Annotated in this window: 18 protein-coding genes and 1 riboswitch; of the genes, 11 read left to right on the top strand and 7 right to left on the bottom strand. The window is 70.8% G+C overall.

The window, feature by feature from the left end; translation table 11 throughout:
- The first annotated feature begins 380 nt into the window (after positions 1-380).
- Positions 381-791 (top strand): Fur family transcriptional regulator, encoded by a 411-nt coding sequence (locus BGM09_RS10085; protein ID WP_188281148.1) that lies wholly within the window; start codon positions 381-383, stop codon positions 789-791.
- Between the two features lie 21 nt (positions 792-812).
- Here BGM09_RS10085 and BGM09_RS10080 read toward each other — a convergent pair whose 3' ends face one another.
- Positions 813-1457 carry a TetR/AcrR family transcriptional regulator gene (locus BGM09_RS10080; protein WP_188281147.1) on the bottom strand — a complete coding sequence of 215 codons (645 nt, stop codon included), beginning with the start codon at positions 1455-1457 and terminating at the stop codon, positions 813-815.
- A gap of 81 nt (positions 1458-1538) precedes the next feature.
- Here BGM09_RS10080 and BGM09_RS10075 point away from each other — a divergent pair, with 81 nt between their 5' ends.
- Complete coding sequence (locus BGM09_RS10075) at positions 1539-2432, top strand: NAD(P)H-binding protein (protein WP_188281146.1); 894 nt, start codon at positions 1539-1541, stop codon at positions 2430-2432.
- Positions 2433-2446: 14 nt separating this feature from the next.
- On the opposite strand, the gene BGM09_RS10070 is transcribed toward BGM09_RS10075, so the two are convergent.
- Positions 2447-3520 (bottom strand): alkene reductase, encoded by a 1074-nt coding sequence (locus BGM09_RS10070; protein WP_188281145.1) that lies wholly within the window; start codon positions 3518-3520, stop codon positions 2447-2449.
- Positions 3521-3661: 141 nt separating this feature from the next.
- Here BGM09_RS10070 and BGM09_RS10065 point away from each other — a divergent pair, with 141 nt between their 5' ends.
- Positions 3662-4060, top strand: a complete 399-nt coding sequence (locus tag BGM09_RS10065) for a MerR family transcriptional regulator (RefSeq protein ID WP_188281144.1) — start codon at positions 3662-3664, stop codon at positions 4058-4060.
- Here BGM09_RS10065 and BGM09_RS10060 read toward each other — a convergent pair.
- Positions 4050-4817, bottom strand: a complete 768-nt coding sequence (locus BGM09_RS10060) for a cobalt-precorrin-6A reductase (protein ID WP_188281143.1) — start codon at positions 4815-4817, stop codon at positions 4050-4052. The genes BGM09_RS10065 and BGM09_RS10060 overlap by 11 nt on opposite strands.
- Positions 4814-5587, bottom strand: a complete 774-nt coding sequence (gene cobF / locus BGM09_RS10055) for a precorrin-6A synthase (deacetylating) (protein WP_188281142.1) — start codon at positions 5585-5587, stop codon at positions 4814-4816. Before cobF ends, BGM09_RS10060 begins: the two co-directional genes overlap by 4 nt.
- Positions 5588-5642: 55 nt before the next feature.
- Positions 5643-5791, top strand: a riboswitch (cobalamin riboswitch).
- Between the two features lie 103 nt (positions 5792-5894).
- Here cobF and BGM09_RS10050 point away from each other — a divergent pair.
- From BGM09_RS10050 to BGM09_RS10035, 4 genes are all read left to right on the top strand, one after another.
- On the top strand, positions 5895-6044 hold the full coding sequence (locus BGM09_RS10050) for a CbtB domain-containing protein (protein WP_188281174.1): 150 nt from the start codon (positions 5895-5897) through the stop codon (positions 6042-6044).
- Positions 6045-6077: 33 nt separating this feature from the next.
- Positions 6078-6941 (top strand): CbtA family protein, encoded by an 864-nt coding sequence (locus BGM09_RS10045; protein ID WP_188281141.1) that lies wholly within the window; start codon positions 6078-6080, stop codon positions 6939-6941.
- A 4-nt stretch (positions 6942-6945) separates the two neighbouring features.
- A complete protein-coding gene (locus BGM09_RS10040) occupies positions 6946-7785 on the top strand; it encodes a (2Fe-2S)-binding protein (RefSeq protein ID WP_188281140.1) in 840 nt (279 codons plus the stop codon).
- A gap of 103 nt (positions 7786-7888) precedes the next feature.
- Positions 7889-9031, top strand: coding sequence for a HoxN/HupN/NixA family nickel/cobalt transporter (locus BGM09_RS10035; RefSeq protein ID WP_188281139.1), 1143 nt, complete (start codon positions 7889-7891; stop codon positions 9029-9031).
- A gap of 31 nt (positions 9032-9062) precedes the next feature.
- Here BGM09_RS10035 and BGM09_RS10030 read toward each other — a convergent pair whose 3' ends face one another.
- On the bottom strand, positions 9063-9869 hold the full coding sequence (locus tag BGM09_RS10030) for a putative protein N(5)-glutamine methyltransferase (RefSeq protein WP_188281138.1): 807 nt from the start codon (positions 9867-9869) through the stop codon (positions 9063-9065).
- A gap of 362 nt (positions 9870-10231) precedes the next feature.
- Here BGM09_RS10030 and BGM09_RS10025 point away from each other — a divergent pair, with 362 nt between their 5' ends.
- From BGM09_RS10025 to BGM09_RS10015, 3 genes are read left to right on the top strand one after another with little or no spacing between them, the layout of a single operon-like run.
- Positions 10232-11563 carry an ABC transporter substrate-binding protein gene (locus BGM09_RS10025; RefSeq protein WP_411158286.1) on the top strand — a complete coding sequence of 444 codons (1332 nt, stop codon included), beginning with the start codon at positions 10232-10234 and terminating at the stop codon, positions 11561-11563.
- Complete coding sequence (locus BGM09_RS10020) at positions 11530-12435, top strand: carbohydrate ABC transporter permease (protein ID WP_391118052.1); 906 nt, start codon at positions 11530-11532, stop codon at positions 12433-12435. The genes BGM09_RS10025 and BGM09_RS10020 overlap by 34 nt, the downstream gene beginning before the upstream one ends.
- Entirely contained in the window at positions 12432-13328 is an 897-nt protein-coding gene (locus tag BGM09_RS10015) for a carbohydrate ABC transporter permease (protein ID WP_188281137.1), read from the top strand. Before BGM09_RS10020 ends, BGM09_RS10015 begins: the two co-directional genes overlap by 4 nt.
- Positions 13329-13356: 28 nt before the next feature.
- Here the strand turns inward: BGM09_RS10015 and BGM09_RS10010 are convergent, their stop codons facing one another.
- On the bottom strand, positions 13357-14409 hold the full coding sequence (locus BGM09_RS10010) for a LacI family DNA-binding transcriptional regulator (protein WP_317452623.1): 1053 nt from the start codon (positions 14407-14409) through the stop codon (positions 13357-13359).
- Positions 14406-16937 (bottom strand): glycoside hydrolase family 2 protein, encoded by a 2532-nt coding sequence (locus tag BGM09_RS10005; RefSeq protein WP_188281136.1) that lies wholly within the window; start codon positions 16935-16937, stop codon positions 14406-14408. The genes BGM09_RS10010 and BGM09_RS10005 overlap by 4 nt, the downstream gene beginning before the upstream one ends.
- A 359-nt stretch (positions 16938-17296) precedes the next feature.
- Here BGM09_RS10005 and BGM09_RS10000 point away from each other — a divergent pair, with 359 nt between their 5' ends.
- A complete protein-coding gene (locus tag BGM09_RS10000; RefSeq protein ID WP_188281135.1) occupies positions 17297-17674 on the top strand; it encodes a DUF1801 domain-containing protein in 378 nt (125 codons plus the stop codon).
- The last annotated feature ends 51 nt before the right edge of the window (positions 17675-17725 follow it).

Below are 17725 nucleotides of genomic sequence, written 5' to 3'. Positions count from 1 at the left end.
CGGACCAGGCGGATCACGGTGCTCAGGAACTGCGGGGAAAGGGAACAGTCGGGGCGCTCGGCCCCGGGAGACGACCGCGGTTCGTCGGGCGACAAGTCGAACGACGAGCCGGGGTCATCGGACACGGTCGGGCGGGCGGTGGCCGCGACGCGGGCGGTCCCCACCCTCAGGCCGACGCCGCGCGACTTCACGGCGGTGGTCCTGTCACGTCTCCGTCTCCTGCCCTGCTGGGGGCTTCCTGTCCCTTGGTTATCGCCGGAACCGATCCTACGATGGACTGTGTCCAAGTCAAGAAGCGGGCCAAGCTCATATCCCATCAGACTCCGGACGCCCGTGAGTAAACTTCGGGCATCCCGCCGAACCTGAATAGGTGAACCGACATGAGTGACCTGCTGGAGCGGCTGCGCGGACGCGGCTGGCGGATGACGTCCCAGCGCCGCGTCGTCGCCGAGGTTCTCGACGGCGACCACGTCCACCTGACGGCCGACGAGGTGCACGCCCGCGCGGCCGGGCGGCTGCCGGAGATCTCGCGGGCCACCGTCTACAACACCCTGGGCGAGATGGTCGCGCTCGGCGAGGTCATCGAGGTCTCCACCGACGGCCGCGCCAAGCGGTACGACCCGAACGCGCACCACGCCCACCAGCACCTGGTGTGCTCGCGCTGCGGCACGATCCGGGACGTCCACCCGACCGGCGACCCGCTGGCCGACCTGCCGCCCGAGGAGCGCTTCGGTTTCACCGTCTCGGCGTTCGAGGTCACCTACCGGGGCGTGTGCCCGTCCTGCGCCTAGAGCGCGCCCCTGTTCGCGCCCCTATTCCGGTACGGGCAGCGCCCCCGCGACCACCCGCCGGATACCGGGCAGGTCGACGTGGTCGGCGAGCGCGTCGTCCTGCGGCATGCCCTTGGTCGCGTCCTCGACATTGAGCAGGGTGCGGAACACGCGCGGCAGTACGGTGCGGGCGAGCAGGTCCTGCGCGAGGGCGTCGGCCGCCGTGGTGTCGTAGTGCTCGACCAGATACGCGGCCAGCCGCTCCTGGGTGGTGGCGAACATGGCGTCGAAGTAGGCGCGCGAGCTGGCGGGCAGCCGTTCGGCCGCCGCGATGCTCAGCCGACAGGTGCGCACCTGGGTCTCCCACGTCATGAGCTGGAGGAAGCGGGCGCAGAACAGCGCGACCGCCTCCGCGGGGTCCGCGGAGTACGCGTCGGGGGTCCGCAGCTTGCCGAGGTACAGCTCGCGGACGAGGCCGAGGACGGCGAGGAACAGCTTGTCCTTGTTCTCGAAATGCGCGTACAGCGACCGTTTGGACGTCCCCGCGCGGGCCGCGACGGCGTCCATCGAGGCGCGCTCGTACCCGGCCTCGAGAAACACGTCCTTGGCCATGAACAGGATGTGGCGCCGCAACTCCTCGCCTCGTCGCTGCTCCCCGCGCTGGCGCGGGCCGCCTTCTTCGGTCATCGGCTTGCATCCTCAAAAGTAAACGGTACGGTAGAGTTTACTTGTTCGAGCGACCGTTTCCCATGCCGCTGGAGTGAACTCATGATCGTCATCACCGCACCTACCGGAAACATCGGACACCAGGTGGTCGACCGCGTCCTCGCCGCCGACGAACCGGTCCGCGTCGTCGTGCGCGATCCCGCCAGACTGAACGCCGGCGTCCGCGAGCGCGCGGAGGTGGTCCAGGGCTCGCACGGCGACCCCGAGGCCGTGGCCCGCGCCCTCGACGGCGCCGACGCGCTGTTCTGGCTGCCGCCGCCCAACCACCACGCGGCCACCCTAGACGAGGTGTACTCCGACTTCGCCCGGCCCGCCGTCGAGGCGATCCGCGCCTACGGCGTCAAGCACGTCGTGAGCGTCAGCGCTCTGGGCCGCGGCACCGCGTTCGCGGACCGGGCAGGGCATGCGACCGCCACACTGGCCCTGGACGACCGACTCGCGGAGACCGGCGCGGCCTTCCGGTCCCTGAATCTGCCCAGCTTCATGGACAATCTGCTGCGCCAGGCCCAAGTGATCAAGGAGCAGGGCGTGTTCTTCAACGCGCTCTCCCCCGACCGCGCGCTGCCCACGGTGGCCACCGGCGACATCGCCGCCGTCGCCGCCCGCCTGCTGCTCGACCGCTCGTGGAGCGGCCGGGAGGACGTACCGGTACTTGGCCCCGAGGACCTGTCGCAGAATGACACGGCCGCCGTGATCTCCAACGTCCTCGGCTTCCCGGTCCGCTACCAGCAGGTCCCGACGGGGCCGTTCAAGGAGCGGTTCCTCAGCGCGGGCGCGTCCGAGGCCATCGCCCAGGGCATGCTGGAGATGGCGATCGCCAAAGACGGCGGCCTCGACAGCGGGATCACCCGCACCCCGCAGCACGCCGTGGACACCCCCACCACGCTCCGGCAGTGGTGCGAGGACGTCCTCAAGCCCGCGGTCAAGGCCGCCTGACCGACGGAGGGATCTCAGGCCGCGTACTGGTGGGAGGAGTACGTGAGATAGCCCGCGTCGCCGCCCTGGTAGTACGTGGCCTCGTCGACGGGGGCCAGCGGCAGGCCGACGCGCAGCCGCTCGACCAGGTCGGGGTTGGCGATGAAGCCGCGGCCGAAGCTGATCAGGTCGGCGCCAAGACCGAGCCAGTGGTCCGCCTCGTCCCGGCCCGTCTGCTTGGGACCCATCGGCAGCACGGGGTTCATGATCAGGGTTCCGGGCCACGCCTTGCGCAGGGCGATCAGCACGTCCTCGTCCGCGGTGGCTTCCAGGTGCACGTAGGCGGGCGAGAGCGCCGCCAGTTCGGTGAGCAGCGCCGCGTACAGCTCCGGTACGTCGTCCTCCCGGACGCCCCAGAAGGCGGCGCCCGGCGAGAGCCGGATGCCGGTGCGGTCCGCGCCGACGGCGTCGACGGTGGCGGCGACCGCCTCGACGGCGAAGCGGATCCGGTTCACGACCGAGCCGCCGTACCCGTCGGTGCGCAGGTTGGCGTTGGACGAGAGGAACTGCGAGATCAGATAGCCGTTGGCGCCGTGCAGTTCCACCCCGTCGAATCCGGCGTCGACCGCGCGGCGGGCGGCGTCGCCGTACGACCGCGCGTGCTCGGGGATCTCGGCGGTCTCCAGGGCCCGGGGCGTCGGGGCGGGCTGCGGGCCGGTCGGGGTGAACACGTCTCCCACGGCGGCGACGGCCGAGGGGCCGACCGGCAGCGTCCCGATGGTGTCGGGGTGCGAGACCCGGCCGCCGTGCATGAGCTGGGCGAAGATCCGGCCGCCGCTGGCGTGCACGGCGTCGGTCACCGGGCGCCACGCGGCGGTCTGCTCGTCCGTGTGCAGCCCCGGCGTGCCCGGGTTGGACTGTCCGATCGCGCTCGGCTGCACGCCCTCGCTGACGATCAGCCCGGCGGTCGCCCGCTGGGCGTAATAGGCCGCCATCGACGGTGTCGCCAGCCCGCCCGCCGCGGCCCTGACCCGGGTCATCGGGGCCATGACCAGCCGGTTGGGCAGGGTCAGACCGCCGAGCCGGTAGCTGGTGAAGAGGTTCGTCACGTCGGGCTCCTTCATGCGTATCGCGTCGCTGTCCGTATCGCCCGGTCTCCCGGACGCGACTGTTACGCTAAAACCTGACACTGACGTCAGAGGCAAGCTCTGTGACGCAGGACATAGCCATCACACACGCGGGAGGACACCGTGCGGATCGGGGAACTCGCGGCGCGGGCCGGGGTCAGCGTGCGGTCCGTGCGCTACTACGAAGAGCAGGGACTGCTCACCAGCGTGCGCAGCGGCAGCGGACAGCGGCACTACACGGACGAGGAGGTCGAGCGCGTCGCCTTCATCCAACGCCTCTACGCGGCGGGCCTGTCCAGCCGCACCATCGCCGAACTGCTCCCTTGCGTCGACTCCCCCAGCGAGGAGAACTCCGACGCCGCCCTCGACCGGATGGCCCTGGAGCGCGACCGCCTCTCAGCCCATATCGACGACCTCGTCCGCACCCGCGACACCCTCGACGCCCTGATGGTCACGGCGCGGACCCACCGCGACCAGGTCCTCGCGGGAACGGCCACCCCCACGGAGGCGGCTAGCGCCTGAGTGGGGCACGCAGCCGGCTGACCGCCTCCGCGGGGGTCGCGACGACGGGGACGGACTCCGGCGGGGGCGGGCGGCGGACGATCAGGACGGGAATGCCCGCCTCACGGGCCGCCGTGAGTTTGGGGGCGGTCGCGGCGCCGCCGCTGTCCTTGGTGACCAGGACGTCGATCCGGTGCTCGCGCAGCAGCGCGCGTTCGGACTCCACCGTGAACGGGCCGCGTGCCAGCAGGACATGGACGTGCGGGGGAAGCGGCGGATCGGGTCGGTCGACCGAGCGCGCCAGCAGGAACGAGGCGGGCGCCGCGGCGAAGGCCGCGAGGTCGCCGCGCCCCGTGGTCAGGAAGGGACGGCTCCCGAGGCCCGGCAGCAGGGCCGCCGCGTCCGCGACGGAGTCGGCCCAGTGCCAGCGGTCACCGGGACCGGCCGCCCAGCCCGGCCGGCGCAGCACGAACAGCGGCAGGCGTACGGCGCGGGCCGCCTCGGCCGCGCGGGCGCTGATGACGGCGGCGAAGGGATGCGTGGCGTCGACCACCACGTCCACCCGCTCCTCACGCAGCCAGCGGGCCAGCCCGTCCGCTCCCCCGAAGCCACCGATCCTGACCCGGCCGTCCGGCAGCCGGGGCTCCGCGACCCGCCCGGCCAGCGAACTCGTCGGCACAAACCCCGGATCGGCCGCGAGCAGCGCCGCGAGCCGCCGGGCCTCCCCCGTACCGCCGAGGATCAGCACATGTCTCGACTCCGCGCCGGGCGACGTCACGTGGGGACGCCGCGCCGCAGCAGATACGTGTCCATGATCCAGCCCTTGCGCGCCCTGGCCCGCGCCCGTACGTCGCTGATCCGTAGCGCGAGGGCGTCGTCCAGCGGTCCGGACAGCAGGATCTCGTCGGGCGTGCCGAGATACGCGCCCCAGTAGATCTCCAGCCCCTGGCCGGTGAAGCGCCCGAAGGTCTGGTGGGCGTCCAGCATCACCACCACGTCGTCCACGCCGTCCGGCAGCCCGCCGTCGGCGAGCCTGCGCCCGGTGGTGATCTGCACCGGCCGACCGACCTGGTTGAGGCCCGTGCGGTGCTTGGCGGCCAGCGACGAGACGCTGCTGACGCCGGGCACGACCGTCCACTCGAACGCGGCGCTCCCCCGGCCGTGCACCTCTTCGAGAATGCCCAACGTGCTGTCGTACAGGGCCGGATCGCCCCAGACGAGGAACGCCCCGCAGCCGTCGTCCGGCAGTTCCCCGGCGATCAGCCGCTCGTAGATGTCGGCACGGCGCCGCCGCCAGTCGTCAACCGCGTTCGCGTAGCCGGGAGTCGTCCGGTCCCGGTCGCGCTCCGGGTCGCGCGCGACGACCACGCGGTGCGGCCGTACGGCGTGCTGCCGCAGGATCTCCTCGCGCAACGCGACCAGATCGGCCTTCTCCTCACCCTTGTCGAGGAGGAAGAACACCTCGGTGCGGCCGATCGCCCGCACGGCCTGGAGGGTGAGCTGATCCGGGTCGCCCGCCCCGATACCGATGACGAAGATCTGTTTCACGGTCCGGAGTCTCGCACAGCGGTCAGGGGCGTATGTCACAACGTCGCAGGCCCGATTGACGTGCCTGTTCGACAGCCCCTACGCTCAATTACGTGATGGCGTGAGGAAGCTGGTGAAAATCCAGCACGGTCGCGCCACTGTGTAGCCGGGCATCGAGGAGGTGGCCGGTGAGTCAGATACTCCGCCGTCACAAACGCCCCATTCGATCGAGGGACGCCGAATCCCTGAAGGAGGCCCACCCGTGAGCTCCGTGTCCGCTCCCACCACCACCGCCACACCGGTTGTCCTGCCGGTCTCGAAGGCCGTGATGTGGCTGGTAGGCACCGCGATCCTGGCGTTCGCCGTCTACTACTTCATCGGTGTCGACCAAGGCGCGGTCAGCGTCTTCGGCAAGGACACGCACATCCACGAGTTCGTCCACGACGCCCGGCACTTCCTCGGTTTCCCCTGCCACTGAGTTCGCGCCGACAGAACAGACGGACAATTCGACATGGAAAAGAAACTCATCCTGCGCGGCATAGTCGTCGGCGCAGTCGCAGGGCTGCTCGCATTCCTCTTCGCGCGGATCTTCGCGGAGCCGGAGATCGGTAAAGCGATCGACTACGAGAGCGGCAGGGACGACGCGCAGGCCGCGCTCGACAAAGCCGCCGGGCTGCCGATGGAGCACGCGGGACACGAACTGTTCAGCCGCACCGTCCAGGCGGACGTGGGCATCGGCGTCGGCATGATCTTCTTCGGCATGGCCATGGGCGCGCTCTTCGCGGTCGCCTACGCGGTGTGCCTGGGACGCGTCGGCAATCTGCGGGCACGCAATCTCGCCCTGCTGGTCGCGGGCGGCGGATTCCTCGGCATCTACCTGGTGCCGTTCCTCAAGTACCCGGCGAACCCGCCCGCCATCGGGCACGAGGACACCATCAAGGACCGCACCGGGCTCTATCTGGTGATGGTCGTGTGTTCGCTGGCCTTTCTGGTCGGGGCGGCGCTGCTCGGCAGAAGGCTCCAGGCGCGGTTCGGGAACTGGAACGCGACCCTGCTCGCCGGCGCCGCCTTCGTCGTCGCGATCGGCGTGGTGATGGCGCTGCTGCCGCAACTGGGCCACCTGGCGTACAACAAGGAGAATTTCGGCAACCACGCGACGGAGACGCCGCTGCCGCTCACCGACGACAAGGGCCGGATCGTGTATCCGGGATTCCCCGCCGACGTGATGTTCTCCTTCCGGTTCTACTCGGTGGCCGCGCAGCTTCTGCTGTGGACGGTGATCGGGCTGGCCTTCGGCCCGCTGGCCGAGCGGGTGCTTGCCTCGCGCACCGCCCCCGCCGCGCAGACCGGCAGGACGGACCCGGTCAGCGCGTGAACCGATGAACGACGACGCACCGCCGCCGTCCGAGCCGCCCGCCGAGGCGTCCCGGACGGCGGATCTCGCGGCCCTCGGCCCGTTCTTCGCGGCCGAGGAGCACCGCGCCGATTCCGGGACCGGCGCCCCCTGGCGGTCGATGGGTGAACTGGCCGACGGCGGACCCGCGCTCGGTGACCGGGTGGCGGGCGTCAGGCGGTACCTCGCGGCGGCGGGCGGCCGGGAGGCGGAGGCCGTCGAGCCGCGGGTCGCCGCGTCCGTGGCCCACCTCGGCCTGGTCGCCCGGGTGCTGTCGCCGACGCTGGCCCTCGCGGTCCTGCGCGGCGAGGTCGCGGCGGGCCTGCGGCTCGCCGATCTGCGCTGGCAGCCGGTCCTCGGCGGCCCCTTCCCGCTGTCGCTGCCGCACGCGCCTCAGGACACAGCCCAGGACACAGACCAGGACACGGCTCCCGGCGTGCCCGCAGGAGGGGACGGCCCCGCCGCCGCCCTCGCCCGCCATCTGCTCGACGGGCCGGTGCGCGAACTGGCCGACGCCTTCGCGCCCTTCAAGGTGTCCCCGCACATCCTGTGGGGCAACACCGCCTCCGCGCTGAACGGCGCCGTCGGCATGCTCGCCGCGGCCCGCCCCGCCGACGCCGGGCGCGTACGGTCACTGGCCGCCCTGCTGCTGGACCGGCCGCCGCTGCGCGGTACGAGCACGGGGGCGCGTACGGGCGCTCCGGGCGCCCCGGGCGCTCCTTTCCGCCGGCGCAGTTGCTGCCTGATCTACCGGGCCGCGCCGGGGGGCGCGGGCGGGCTCTGCGGCGACTGCGTCCTCGCGCCGGTGGTATCGGCACCCCGCTGAGCTTGGGGTGGGCCAGGGTGGGCATTCTTATTGCCAGTACCTTGCAACTAGGACTGAGGTGCGTCTAGCTTGGCTTCGCCCGCTTCGACAAAGGACTGATGAAATGACCACCGCCACGTCTCCGGACGCACCGGCACCAGCAGGGTCCCGCTGGCGCCGCATCGCCGGCTCGATGACCCGCGCCGAGTGGACGAGGGTCGGCGGCATGTTCGCCTTCATCCTCGCCCTGCACGTCATCGGCTGGTTCACGCTGGTGGCGATCGTGGCCCCCGAGCACTACAGCCTCGGCACCAAGTCCTTCGGCATCGGCATCGGCGTCACCGCGTACACCCTCGGCATGCGGCACGCCTTCGACGCCGACCACATCGCGGCGATCGACAACACCACCCGCAAGCTGATGGGCGAGGGCAAGCGGCCCCTGTCGGTGGGCTTCTGGTTCTCACTCGGCCACTCCAGCATCGTCTTCGGCCTGGCCTTCCTGCTCTCGCTCGGCATCAAGGCGCTCGCCAACCCCGTCGAGGACGACAACTCCCAGCTCCACAACGTCACCGGCTGGATCGGCACCACCGTCTCCGGCACCTTCCTGTACGTCATCGCCTTCATCAACCTGGTGATCCTGGCCGGGATCTGGAAGGTCTTCCGGCAGATGCGCGAGGGCCACTTCGACGAGGCAGCGCTGGAGGAGCAGCTCAACAACCGCGGTTTCATGAACCGGTTGCTGGGCCGGGTCATGAAGTCGATCACAAAGCCGTGGCAGATGTACCCGCTGGGACTGCTCTTCGGCCTCGGCTTCGACACCGCCACCGAGATCGCGCTGCTGGTGCTCGCGGGCTCCGGCGCGGCGTCCGGGCTGCCCTGGTACGCGATCCTCTGCCTCCCGGTGCTCTTCGCCGCGGGCATGTCGCTGCTGGACACCATCGACGGCTCGTTCATGAACTTCGCCTACGAGTGGGCGTTCTCCAAGCCGGTCCGCAAGGTCTACTACAACCTGACCATCACCGGCCTGTCCGTCGCCGTCGCCCTCATCATCGGCACCGTCGAACTCCTCGGCCTGGTCGCGGACAAGGCCGGGTTCCACGGCGCCTTCTGGGACTGGGTCGGCGGCATCGACCTCAACATCGTCGGCTACGTCATCGTGGGCCTGTTCTTCGCCACCTGGGCCGTCGCCTTCGCCGTCTGGCGGTTCGGCAACATCGAGGAGAAGTGGTCGGCGGGCCTGCGCACCGCCGACCAACAGGCCGACTGACCAGCGACGAACGGCCACGACGCGCGCGGCGCTAGGACATGTCGAGCGGCGGGCGGGTGCCGACGACGACGGTCGCGTACAGCTCGTCCGATTCGGCGACGTGCGCGCGGAGCCCGGCGGCGGTGAACAGGCCGGCCGCCCGCCGGGCCTGCCGCCCGCTCGACTCGACCAGCAGGGAACCGCCGGGGGCGAGCCAGTCGGCGGCACGCGCGACCACGCGGCGCATGACGTCGAGGCCGTCCGCGCCTCCGTCGAGCGCCATCAGGGCCTCATGGTCGCGGGCCTCGGGCGGCAGCAGGCCGACCTCCTCGCTGGGTACGTAGGGGACGTTGGCGGCCAGCAGCCCGACCCGTCCGCGCAGGTCGGCCGGGAGCGGCGCGAAGAGGTCACCCTCGTACACCCGCCCGCCGACGCGGGCGACATTGCGGCGGGCGCAGCGCACCGCGGCCGGGTCGAGGTCGGCGGCGTGCAGTTCGACGCCGCCGCCGAGCACGGTGGCCAGGGCGACTCCGACGGCCCCCGAGCCGCAGCACAGGTCCAGGACGACGGCGCCGGGCGCGGCGAGGCCGACCGCGACCCGGACGAGGAATTCGGTACGGCGGCGCGGTACGAAGACACCGGGGTCCACGGCGAACCGCTGTCCGGCGAATTCGGCCCAGCCCAGGACGTGTTCGAGCGGCAGACCGTCCGCGCGGCGCGCGACCATCGCGGCGAGTTCTTCGGGGGTTCCGGCCGCCGTGATGAGCAGCCGCGCCTCGTCCTCGGCGAAGACGCAGCCCGCGGCCCTGAGCGCGGCGACGACGGTGGATTCGGGCGACGGTGCGGTGAAGTCCGACATGTAGAGCCTTTCGGGAAGCCCACGGGCACTCCCCCGGCCTCACCTACGTCGGAGAGACCGCTCGGCCGTACGGCGGGAGCACCCGGCCTGCGATACCGGTAATCGGTCCCACCTCCTCGGCTGATCTCGGCTGATCCCCACTGCGGTGACGGGTCCTGACCCGCCCCTGACGGCACCGACCCTACCCCACAGCGCGCCGCGCCCGTCCCGCGAACCCGTGCCCACGGACGGCGGCGCGCTGAACCGCAATATAACGGTTAAGCATCAGCGCTGAATCAGTCCCTTTACCGGCCCACAACCCAATGCAATAGTGCGGTCGTTCCGCCACTGAATCGCTTAAGTACCGCGCTGTGGAGACGGAGATGGTGCACATGAAGGGCAAGGCACTCGCCGGGTCGCTGCTGGCGACCATGGCGCTGCTCGCCGCGGGTTGCGGTGGCGGGGGCTCGACGTCCAAGGGCGGTACCGCCACCGTGCCCGCCGACCCGTCGGCGGTGTCGGGTGACATCAAGGTCCTCACCCAGCGGACCGACCTCGTGCAGGACGGCACGATGAAGAAGTACGCCGCCGAGTTCAGCAAGCTCTACCCGAAGGTCCGGGTGACCTTCGAGGGGATCACGGACTACGAGGGCGAGGTGAAGATCCGGATGAACACCTCGAACTACGGCGACGTGCTGATGATCCCGGCGGCCATCAAGACCGACGACTACCCGAAGTTCTTCGCCTCGCTGGGCAGCGCCGAGGAGTTGGGCAAGAAATACACCTTCACCGGCAAGGCCACGGTCGGCGGCAAGGTCTACGGCATCGCGAACTTCGCGAACGCGGCGGGCTTCGTCTACAACAAGGCCGTCTGGCAGCAGGCCGGGGTCACCGACTGGCCGACCACACCCGACGCCTTCCTCGCCGACCTCAAGGCCGTCAAGGCCAAGACCTCCGCGACGCCGTACTACACCAACTACAAGGACGGCTGGCCGCTGACCGCCTGGACCTCGGTGCAGGGCGCGGCCACCTGCGACGCCAAGGCGGCCGACGAGCCCGCCACCGACCCGGACCCCTGGCACGCGGGCACCGACCTGAACGTCGGCGACACGCTGCTCTACACCATCGTGCACGACAGGCTCTCCGAGCAGGACCCGACCACCACCAACTGGGAGAACAGCAAGAATCTGCTGGCCACCGGCAAGATCGCCACCATGTGGCTGGGCTCGTGGTCCATCGTGCAGATGCAGGACGCCGCGAAGAAGGCCGGGCGCGACCCATCCGAGATCGGCTACATGCCCTTCCCCTCCCAGAAGGACGGCACCTTCTGCACCCCGGTGGCGCCCGACTACCAGGAGGCGGTGAACGTCCACTCCAAGAACAAGGCGGCGGCCCGCGCCTGGATCGACTGGTTCACCGACAAGTCCGGCTACGTACAGACCAACCAGGCCGTCCCCACGCTCAAGGGCGGACCGCTGCCGTCGGCCCTCAAGCCGTTCCAGGACGCCGGTGTGCGGTTCGTGGAGATGTCGCAGGCGCAGAGCGCCAAGGTCACCAGGATCGACAACCAGTCCGAGATCGGCATGACCGACAAGCCCGAGTACCGCCAGCACCTGATCGACGTGGCGCGCGGCGCCGCGGGTGGTGATCTCCCCGGCATCTTCGCCGGCCTCGCCAAGAAGTGGGCGAACGCGCAGAAGACCGCCGCCCTGTGACGCGCGCCCGGGTCTGGCGGACCGTGACGCCGTGGCTGTATCTGGCGGTGCCGCTCGCTCTGCTGATCACGTTCACCTACCTGCCGGTCGGCACCATGATCAGGGACAGCTTCACCGACTGGGACGGGGTCAGCCCCGACCGGAACTACGTCGGGGCCAAGAACTACGTGGAGCTGTTCACCAGACCCGAGCTGTTCCAGGTCTTCTTCGTCAGCGTCTACTACCTGGTGGCGTCGGTGGCGCAGATCGCACTGGCGCTGTACTTCGCGACCGTGCTCAGCTTCGACCTGCGGTTCCGGAATCTCTTCAAGGGCCTGCTGTTCTTCCCCTACCTGCTCAACGGGGTCGCGATCGGCTTCGTCTTCCTGTACTTCTTCCAGCCGCACGGCACCCTCGACACCGTGCTGAGCGCCTTCGGGGTGCACGGGCACCACTTCTGGCTGGGCAGCGGGCGAACGGCGAACACCTCGCTGTCCGCGGTGTCGGTGTGGCGCTTCATGGGCCTGAACTTCGTGCTGTTCCTCGGCGCGATCCAGTCGATCCCCGGTGAGCTGTACGAGGCGTCGGAACTGGACGGCGCCAACCGCTGGCAGCAGTTCCGGCACATCATCGCGCCGGGCATCAAACCGGTGCTGAGCCTGAGCGCGATCCTGGCGATCTCCGGCTCGCTGTCGGCGTTCGAGATCCCGTACATCATGACCGGCGGCGCGGCGGGCACCCAGACCTTCGTGATCCAGACGGTGAAGCTGGCCTTCGAGTTCAACAAGATGGGGCTGGCCTCGGCGGCGGCCGTCGCCCTGCTGGTGATCATCTTGCTGGTCACCTGGTTGCAGCGCGTCGTCGTGCCCGACGAGAGGAACGATCTCGTATGACCTCGCTGCTCGTCCGCGACACGGAGCAGGCCCCGCCGCGGGAGACCGTCGACCGGCCCGCGCGCACCCGCAGGGTGCTGGTCAGAACGCTGGTGTACCTCTCACTCCTGCTCGCCTCCGCGGTGGTGCTGCTGCCGCTGGTCGCGGTGTTCCTGACCTCTCTCAAGACGTCGCAGGAGATGACGGCGGACGGCGGGGCGCTGTCGCTGCCGCACAACTGGCTGAACTACCACAACTACGTGACGGCCTTCCGGGCCGGGAAGATGCTGCGCGCCTTCGGGAACACCGCGTTCATCCTGGTCTTCTCGATCGCGGGCACGGTGCTGATCGGCTCGATGGCGGCGTACGCGATCGACCGCTTCCACTTCCGGCTGCGACGGCTGGTGATCGCGCTGTTCCTGATCGGCTCGCTGGTGCCGAGCGTGACGACACAGGTGGCGACCTTCAAGATCGTGAACAACTTCGGGATGTACGACAGCCGTTGGGCACCGATCGTGCTGTACATGGGCACCGACATCGTGTCGATCTACATCTTCCTCCAGTTCATCCGGAGCATTCCGGTCTCGCTGGACGAGGCGGCCAGGATCGACGGCGCGAACACCTTCACGATCTACTGGCGGATCATCCTGCCGCTGCTCAAACCGGCCATCGCCACGGTGGTGATCATCAAGGGGATCACCGTCTACAACGACTTCTACATTCCGTTTCTCTACATGCCGTCGGAGAATCTGGGGACCATCTCGACGTCGCTGTTCCGCTTCAAGGGGCCCTACGGCGCGCATTGGGAGGACATCTCGGCGGGCGCGATCCTGGTGATCGTGCCGACGCTGGTGATCTTCCTGTTCCTCCAGCGGTTCATCTACAACGGATTCACCAGAGGCGCGACGAAGTAGCCCCGACGACGCGGACGGCGCACGCCGGTCAGGTCGTACGGGCGGGCGGGGCGGTGCTCTCGCGCGGGGTCAGTACCGGGGTGGCCACCGGTCCCGTCGCGGGTGTGCCGCCGTTCAGCACGGTCAGCAGCCGCCGGGCCAACTCGGCGCCGAAGCCGAAGACGTCGTGGCTCATCGCCGACAGTTTCGGCAGGGTGAGCTGGCACAGCTGCGAGTCGTCCCAGGCGAGCAGCGAGACGTCACGGGGTACGGCGAGGCCCATCTCGGCGGCCACCGACAGACCGGCGACGGCCATCAGGTCGTTGTCGTAGAGGATCGCGGTGGGGCGGGAGCCGGCCGGTGAGGCGAGCAGACCGCGGGTGGCGCGGGCGCCCTGGGCGCCGGAGAAGTCGGTGTCGACGCTGCGCGCCTGGTCCAGGCCCAGTTCGCGCGCGGTTCGCGCGAAGGCGGTGGCCCTGATCGCGGTGTGGCCGAAGGCGGCGGCCCCGCCGACCCGGGCGATCCTGCGGTGACCGAGCGCGGCCAGATACCGCACGGCCTCGGTGACGGCCGTCGCGTCGTCGGTCCAGGCGCAGGGCAGGCCGCCGGTCAGCGACGGGTGGCCGACCGCGACCGCGGGCAGGCCGAGCGCGGTCAGCGCGGGGATGCGCGGGTCGTCGGAGAGGAAGTCGACGAGGATCGACCCGGAGATCTGCCGCGAGCGCCACCAGGCCCGCTGTACGGCGATCTCCTCGGGCACGTCCCCGACCAGGCGCAGCAGCAGGGCGCTGTCGTGGTCGGCCAGGACGCTCTCGATGCCGGAGATGAACTCCATGTAGAAGGGTTCGAGGCCGAGCATCCTGGCCGGGCGGGCGATGACCAGGCCGATGGTGTTGACCCGCGTGCCGGACAGCACGCGGGCCGACTGGCTCGGCGCCCAGCCGAGTTGGGAGGCGGCGGCGATGACCCGCGCGCGGGTGGTCTCCGAGACGCCGGGGCGGCCGTTGAACGCCATGGACACCGCCCCCTTGGACACGCCCGCCAGCGCGGCGACGTCCTTGATGGTGGGGCGGCGTCCCGGCTCCCCGGCCGGAAGGCTCACCGCTCGTCGCCCGGATCCGTGCGCTGGACCGCGGAGTTGACGCAGTACAGCGCCGCGGCGGCGGCTGCGGGCTCCGGCCGGTCCCAGCCGCGTACGGTGATCGTGACGCGCTCGCCGGGCAGCAGTGTGACCAGGCCCCGGTCGGCGTGGGCCGCGGGGTCGAGCCGGTCGGCCTGGAGCAGCAGGTCGCGCAGGAGCGTACGGGCGGTGACGGTCACTTCGGTGGCGCCGTCGTCCGAGGTGGCGAGCTCCAGGTCCCAGCGGGGCGCGGGGTAGGCGAAGTCCTTGTCCCTGGCCGGGAACCACAGGGCGCGGACGTCCTCGCCACCGTCGGGTCCTTCCGCCTCGACGGTCAGCAGTTCCTTGGTGCTGTCGCCCGGTGGTACGAGGTCGCGCGGTACGGCGATCTCGGCGACCGTGCGGGCCGTCGCGGTGAACGGCAGCCGGGTCTCGGCGAGTATGGCGCCGTCCACCGCGACCCTGCGCAGGACCGCCGTGCCCGACCAGTCCCGCGCGCTCTGGTTGACCACGGCCGCGACCAGGCCGGCGGCGCGCTCCTGGACGGTGAGCAGCCGGTCCGCGTAGAGCCGCTTCAGCTCGTGGTAGAGCGGCTTCTCGCGCTCGTCGCCGTCGATCGCGGCCCACGAGGTCACCGGCCAGCAGTCGTTGAGCTGCCAGACGACGGTGCCCGCGCAGGCCGGCCAGTGCGAGCGCCAGTGCTCGATGCCGCACGCGATGGCGCGGACCTGGTTGACCTGCGTCAGGTAGTGCCAGGTGCCGAAGTCAGCGGGGGCCGGGAAGTGGTGGGCCAGGCCGCGGTCCAGCTTGCCGTTGCCGTCGGCGGCCTTCTGGTGGTGCAGCATGCCGGGCGATTCCGGGGTGAGCGGGTCGTCGGTCAGCGCCCGGCGCAGCGTGGCGTACGCGGGCGGCGCCTGCCAGCCGAATTCGGCGACGAAGCGCGGCACGTCCTCCAGGTAGCCGGTCCAGTCCCGGCGGTTCCACACCTCCCAGGAGTGGGCGGTGCCGTGCGCCGGGTCGTTGGGGTGGTGGTTCCAGGAGCCGGACCAGGGGCTGCCCGCCCAGTAGGGCCGGGTGGGGTCGGTCTCGGCGACCACGCGGGGCAGCAGGCCGAGGTAGTAGCCCTCGCCCCAGGACGCGCCCGCCAGATCCTGCTCCCAGTCCCAGTCGCGGAAGCCCCACAGATTCTCGTTGTTGCCGTTCCACAGCACGAGGCTGGCGTGCGGGGCGAGCCGGGCCACGTTCTCCCGCGCCTCGGCCTCCACCTCCGAACGCAGCGGCTGCTCCTCGGAGTAGGCGGCGCAGGCGAACAGGAAGTCCTGCCAGACCAGCAGCCCGGCCTCGTCGCAGGCGTCGTAGAAGTCGTCGCTCTCGTAGATCCCGCCGCCCCAGACGCGGATCAGGTCGACGCCCGCGTCCTTGGCCTGCCGGAGCCTGCGGCGGTAGCGGTCGGGGGTGATCCGGGTCGGAAAGACGTCGTCCGGGATCCAGTTGACCCCTCGGGCGAATATCGGCTCGCCGTTGACCAGCAGGGTGAAGGGGGTGCCCTTGTCGTCGGGGGCGGTGTCGAGGGTGACGGTGCGGAAGCCGATACGGCGCTGCCAGCGGTCGAGCGAGGCGCCTTGGGCGGTCGTCGCGTCGAGGAGGGTGACCTCGCAGTCGTACAGCGGCTGGGCGCCGTAGCCGTGCGGCCACCACAGCTCGACGCCCGGCACCCGCGCGGTGACGGTGAACCGCTCGGCGCCCGCGGGCAGTTCGGCCTCGACCGTCGTCTCCCCCACTCGCAGGCGCACCGCCAGCGGGCGGTTCAGACCGGACGCGGTGCGCTCGACCTCCAGTCGGGCCTCGACCCGTCCGGTGCCGTCGGCCACCGTGACCAGCGGGGTGACACCCGACAGCCGCGCGGTCGACCAGTGTTCGAGCCGCGCGGGCTTCCAGATCCCGGCGGTGACCAGTGTCGGACCCCAGTCCCAGCCGAAGGAGCAGGCCATCTTGCGGATGTACTGGAAGGGCTCGGTGTACGAGTTGGGCCGGTCGCCGACCAGCGCGCGGACCCGTTCCGCCTCGGTGTAGGCGGAGGTGAAGGCGACGGTCAGCGCGGTCTCGGCCGCCGCTCCGTACCGCTCGGTGACGTCGTAGCGGTAGCCGCGGTGCATGTTGCGCGTGGCGCCGAGGACGGTGTCGCCGAGGCGGATCTCGGCCACCGTGTCCAGGCCGTCGAAGACCAGGTCGGTGCGCTCGTGCCCGGTGGCGCGCGGCGGCAGCACCGTCTCGTACGTCCAGTCGGCCCGTCCCACCCACGCCGCCGCGGTCTCGTTCCGGTCCAGGAACGGGTCCTCCAGCAGCCCGGCGGCCATCAGGTCGGTGTGCACGCAGCCGGGTACCTGGGCGGGTACGGTGCCGGACCCGAGCGCGGGCGCGGCTTCCGGTCCGGCTCCGGCTCCGGCTGCCGACCCGGGCTCGGGAAGGCGCAGCCTCCAGCCGTCGGCGATCGGCGTGACGTCCTTCATCCCTGCTCCTTGCCTGCTGTTGCCTTGCTGCCGGGCGGTTTCCGGCCGGTTTTCGGCCCGTGGCCCGCGGCGCCCAACCTAGCGACCCCGCCGACCGGCTGTCCATTAAACGGTAAAGCACCACAAGTGCAGATGGGAAGCGGGGTGTTCCCTTGATGTCAGCGGTTTTGCTGAACCGATACAGGGCCGACCGGAGCCGGTGCGGGGCCGGTAGTGGGCCGGTGCGGAGGTGGCGATGGGCCGGTACGGGGCCCGGCGGACCGGCGGCCGGGCAAAGACCTCCGCCGGAGGCGATGAGTTTCGGACGCCGTGCCGGTCAACCCCGCACACGCCGTATCCGACGCTCGGGAGTGATCCGCATGGGCCAGGCCACCACCACCGTCACCGACTACCTCGCCGCCCTGGAGGAACCGCTGCGCGACGTCGGCACGAAGGCGCGGGAGATCATCGAGGCCGCGCTGCCGGACGCGCCCGGCGCCCTGTGGCACGGTCACCCGGTGTGGAGCCTGGGCGGAGCGCCGGGCGTCTCACCGGTCTGCCTGCTCAAGGCGTACGGCTCGTATGTGACCTTCGGGCTCTGGCAGGGCCAGCGGGTCGAGGACCGCAGCGGGCGGCTGGAACCGGGCGCGCGGGCCATGGCCTCGGTCAAGCTGCGCACTCTGGACGACGTGGACGCCGCACTGTTCACGCGCTGGCTCACCCGGGCCCGCGCGCTGGCCGCGGCGGAGTCGGCCTGAGCGCGGGAGGCCGCGCCGCGCGGAGAGGCAGCGCCGCGCGAGGGGGCGGCG

The organism is Streptomyces sp. CBMA29, from assembly GCF_014596445.1.
GTDB lineage: Bacteria > Actinomycetota > Actinomycetes > Streptomycetales > Streptomycetaceae > Actinacidiphila.
The sequence above is the reverse complement of the archived record's forward strand: the minus strand, read 5'-3'. Positions and strand labels throughout refer to the sequence as shown.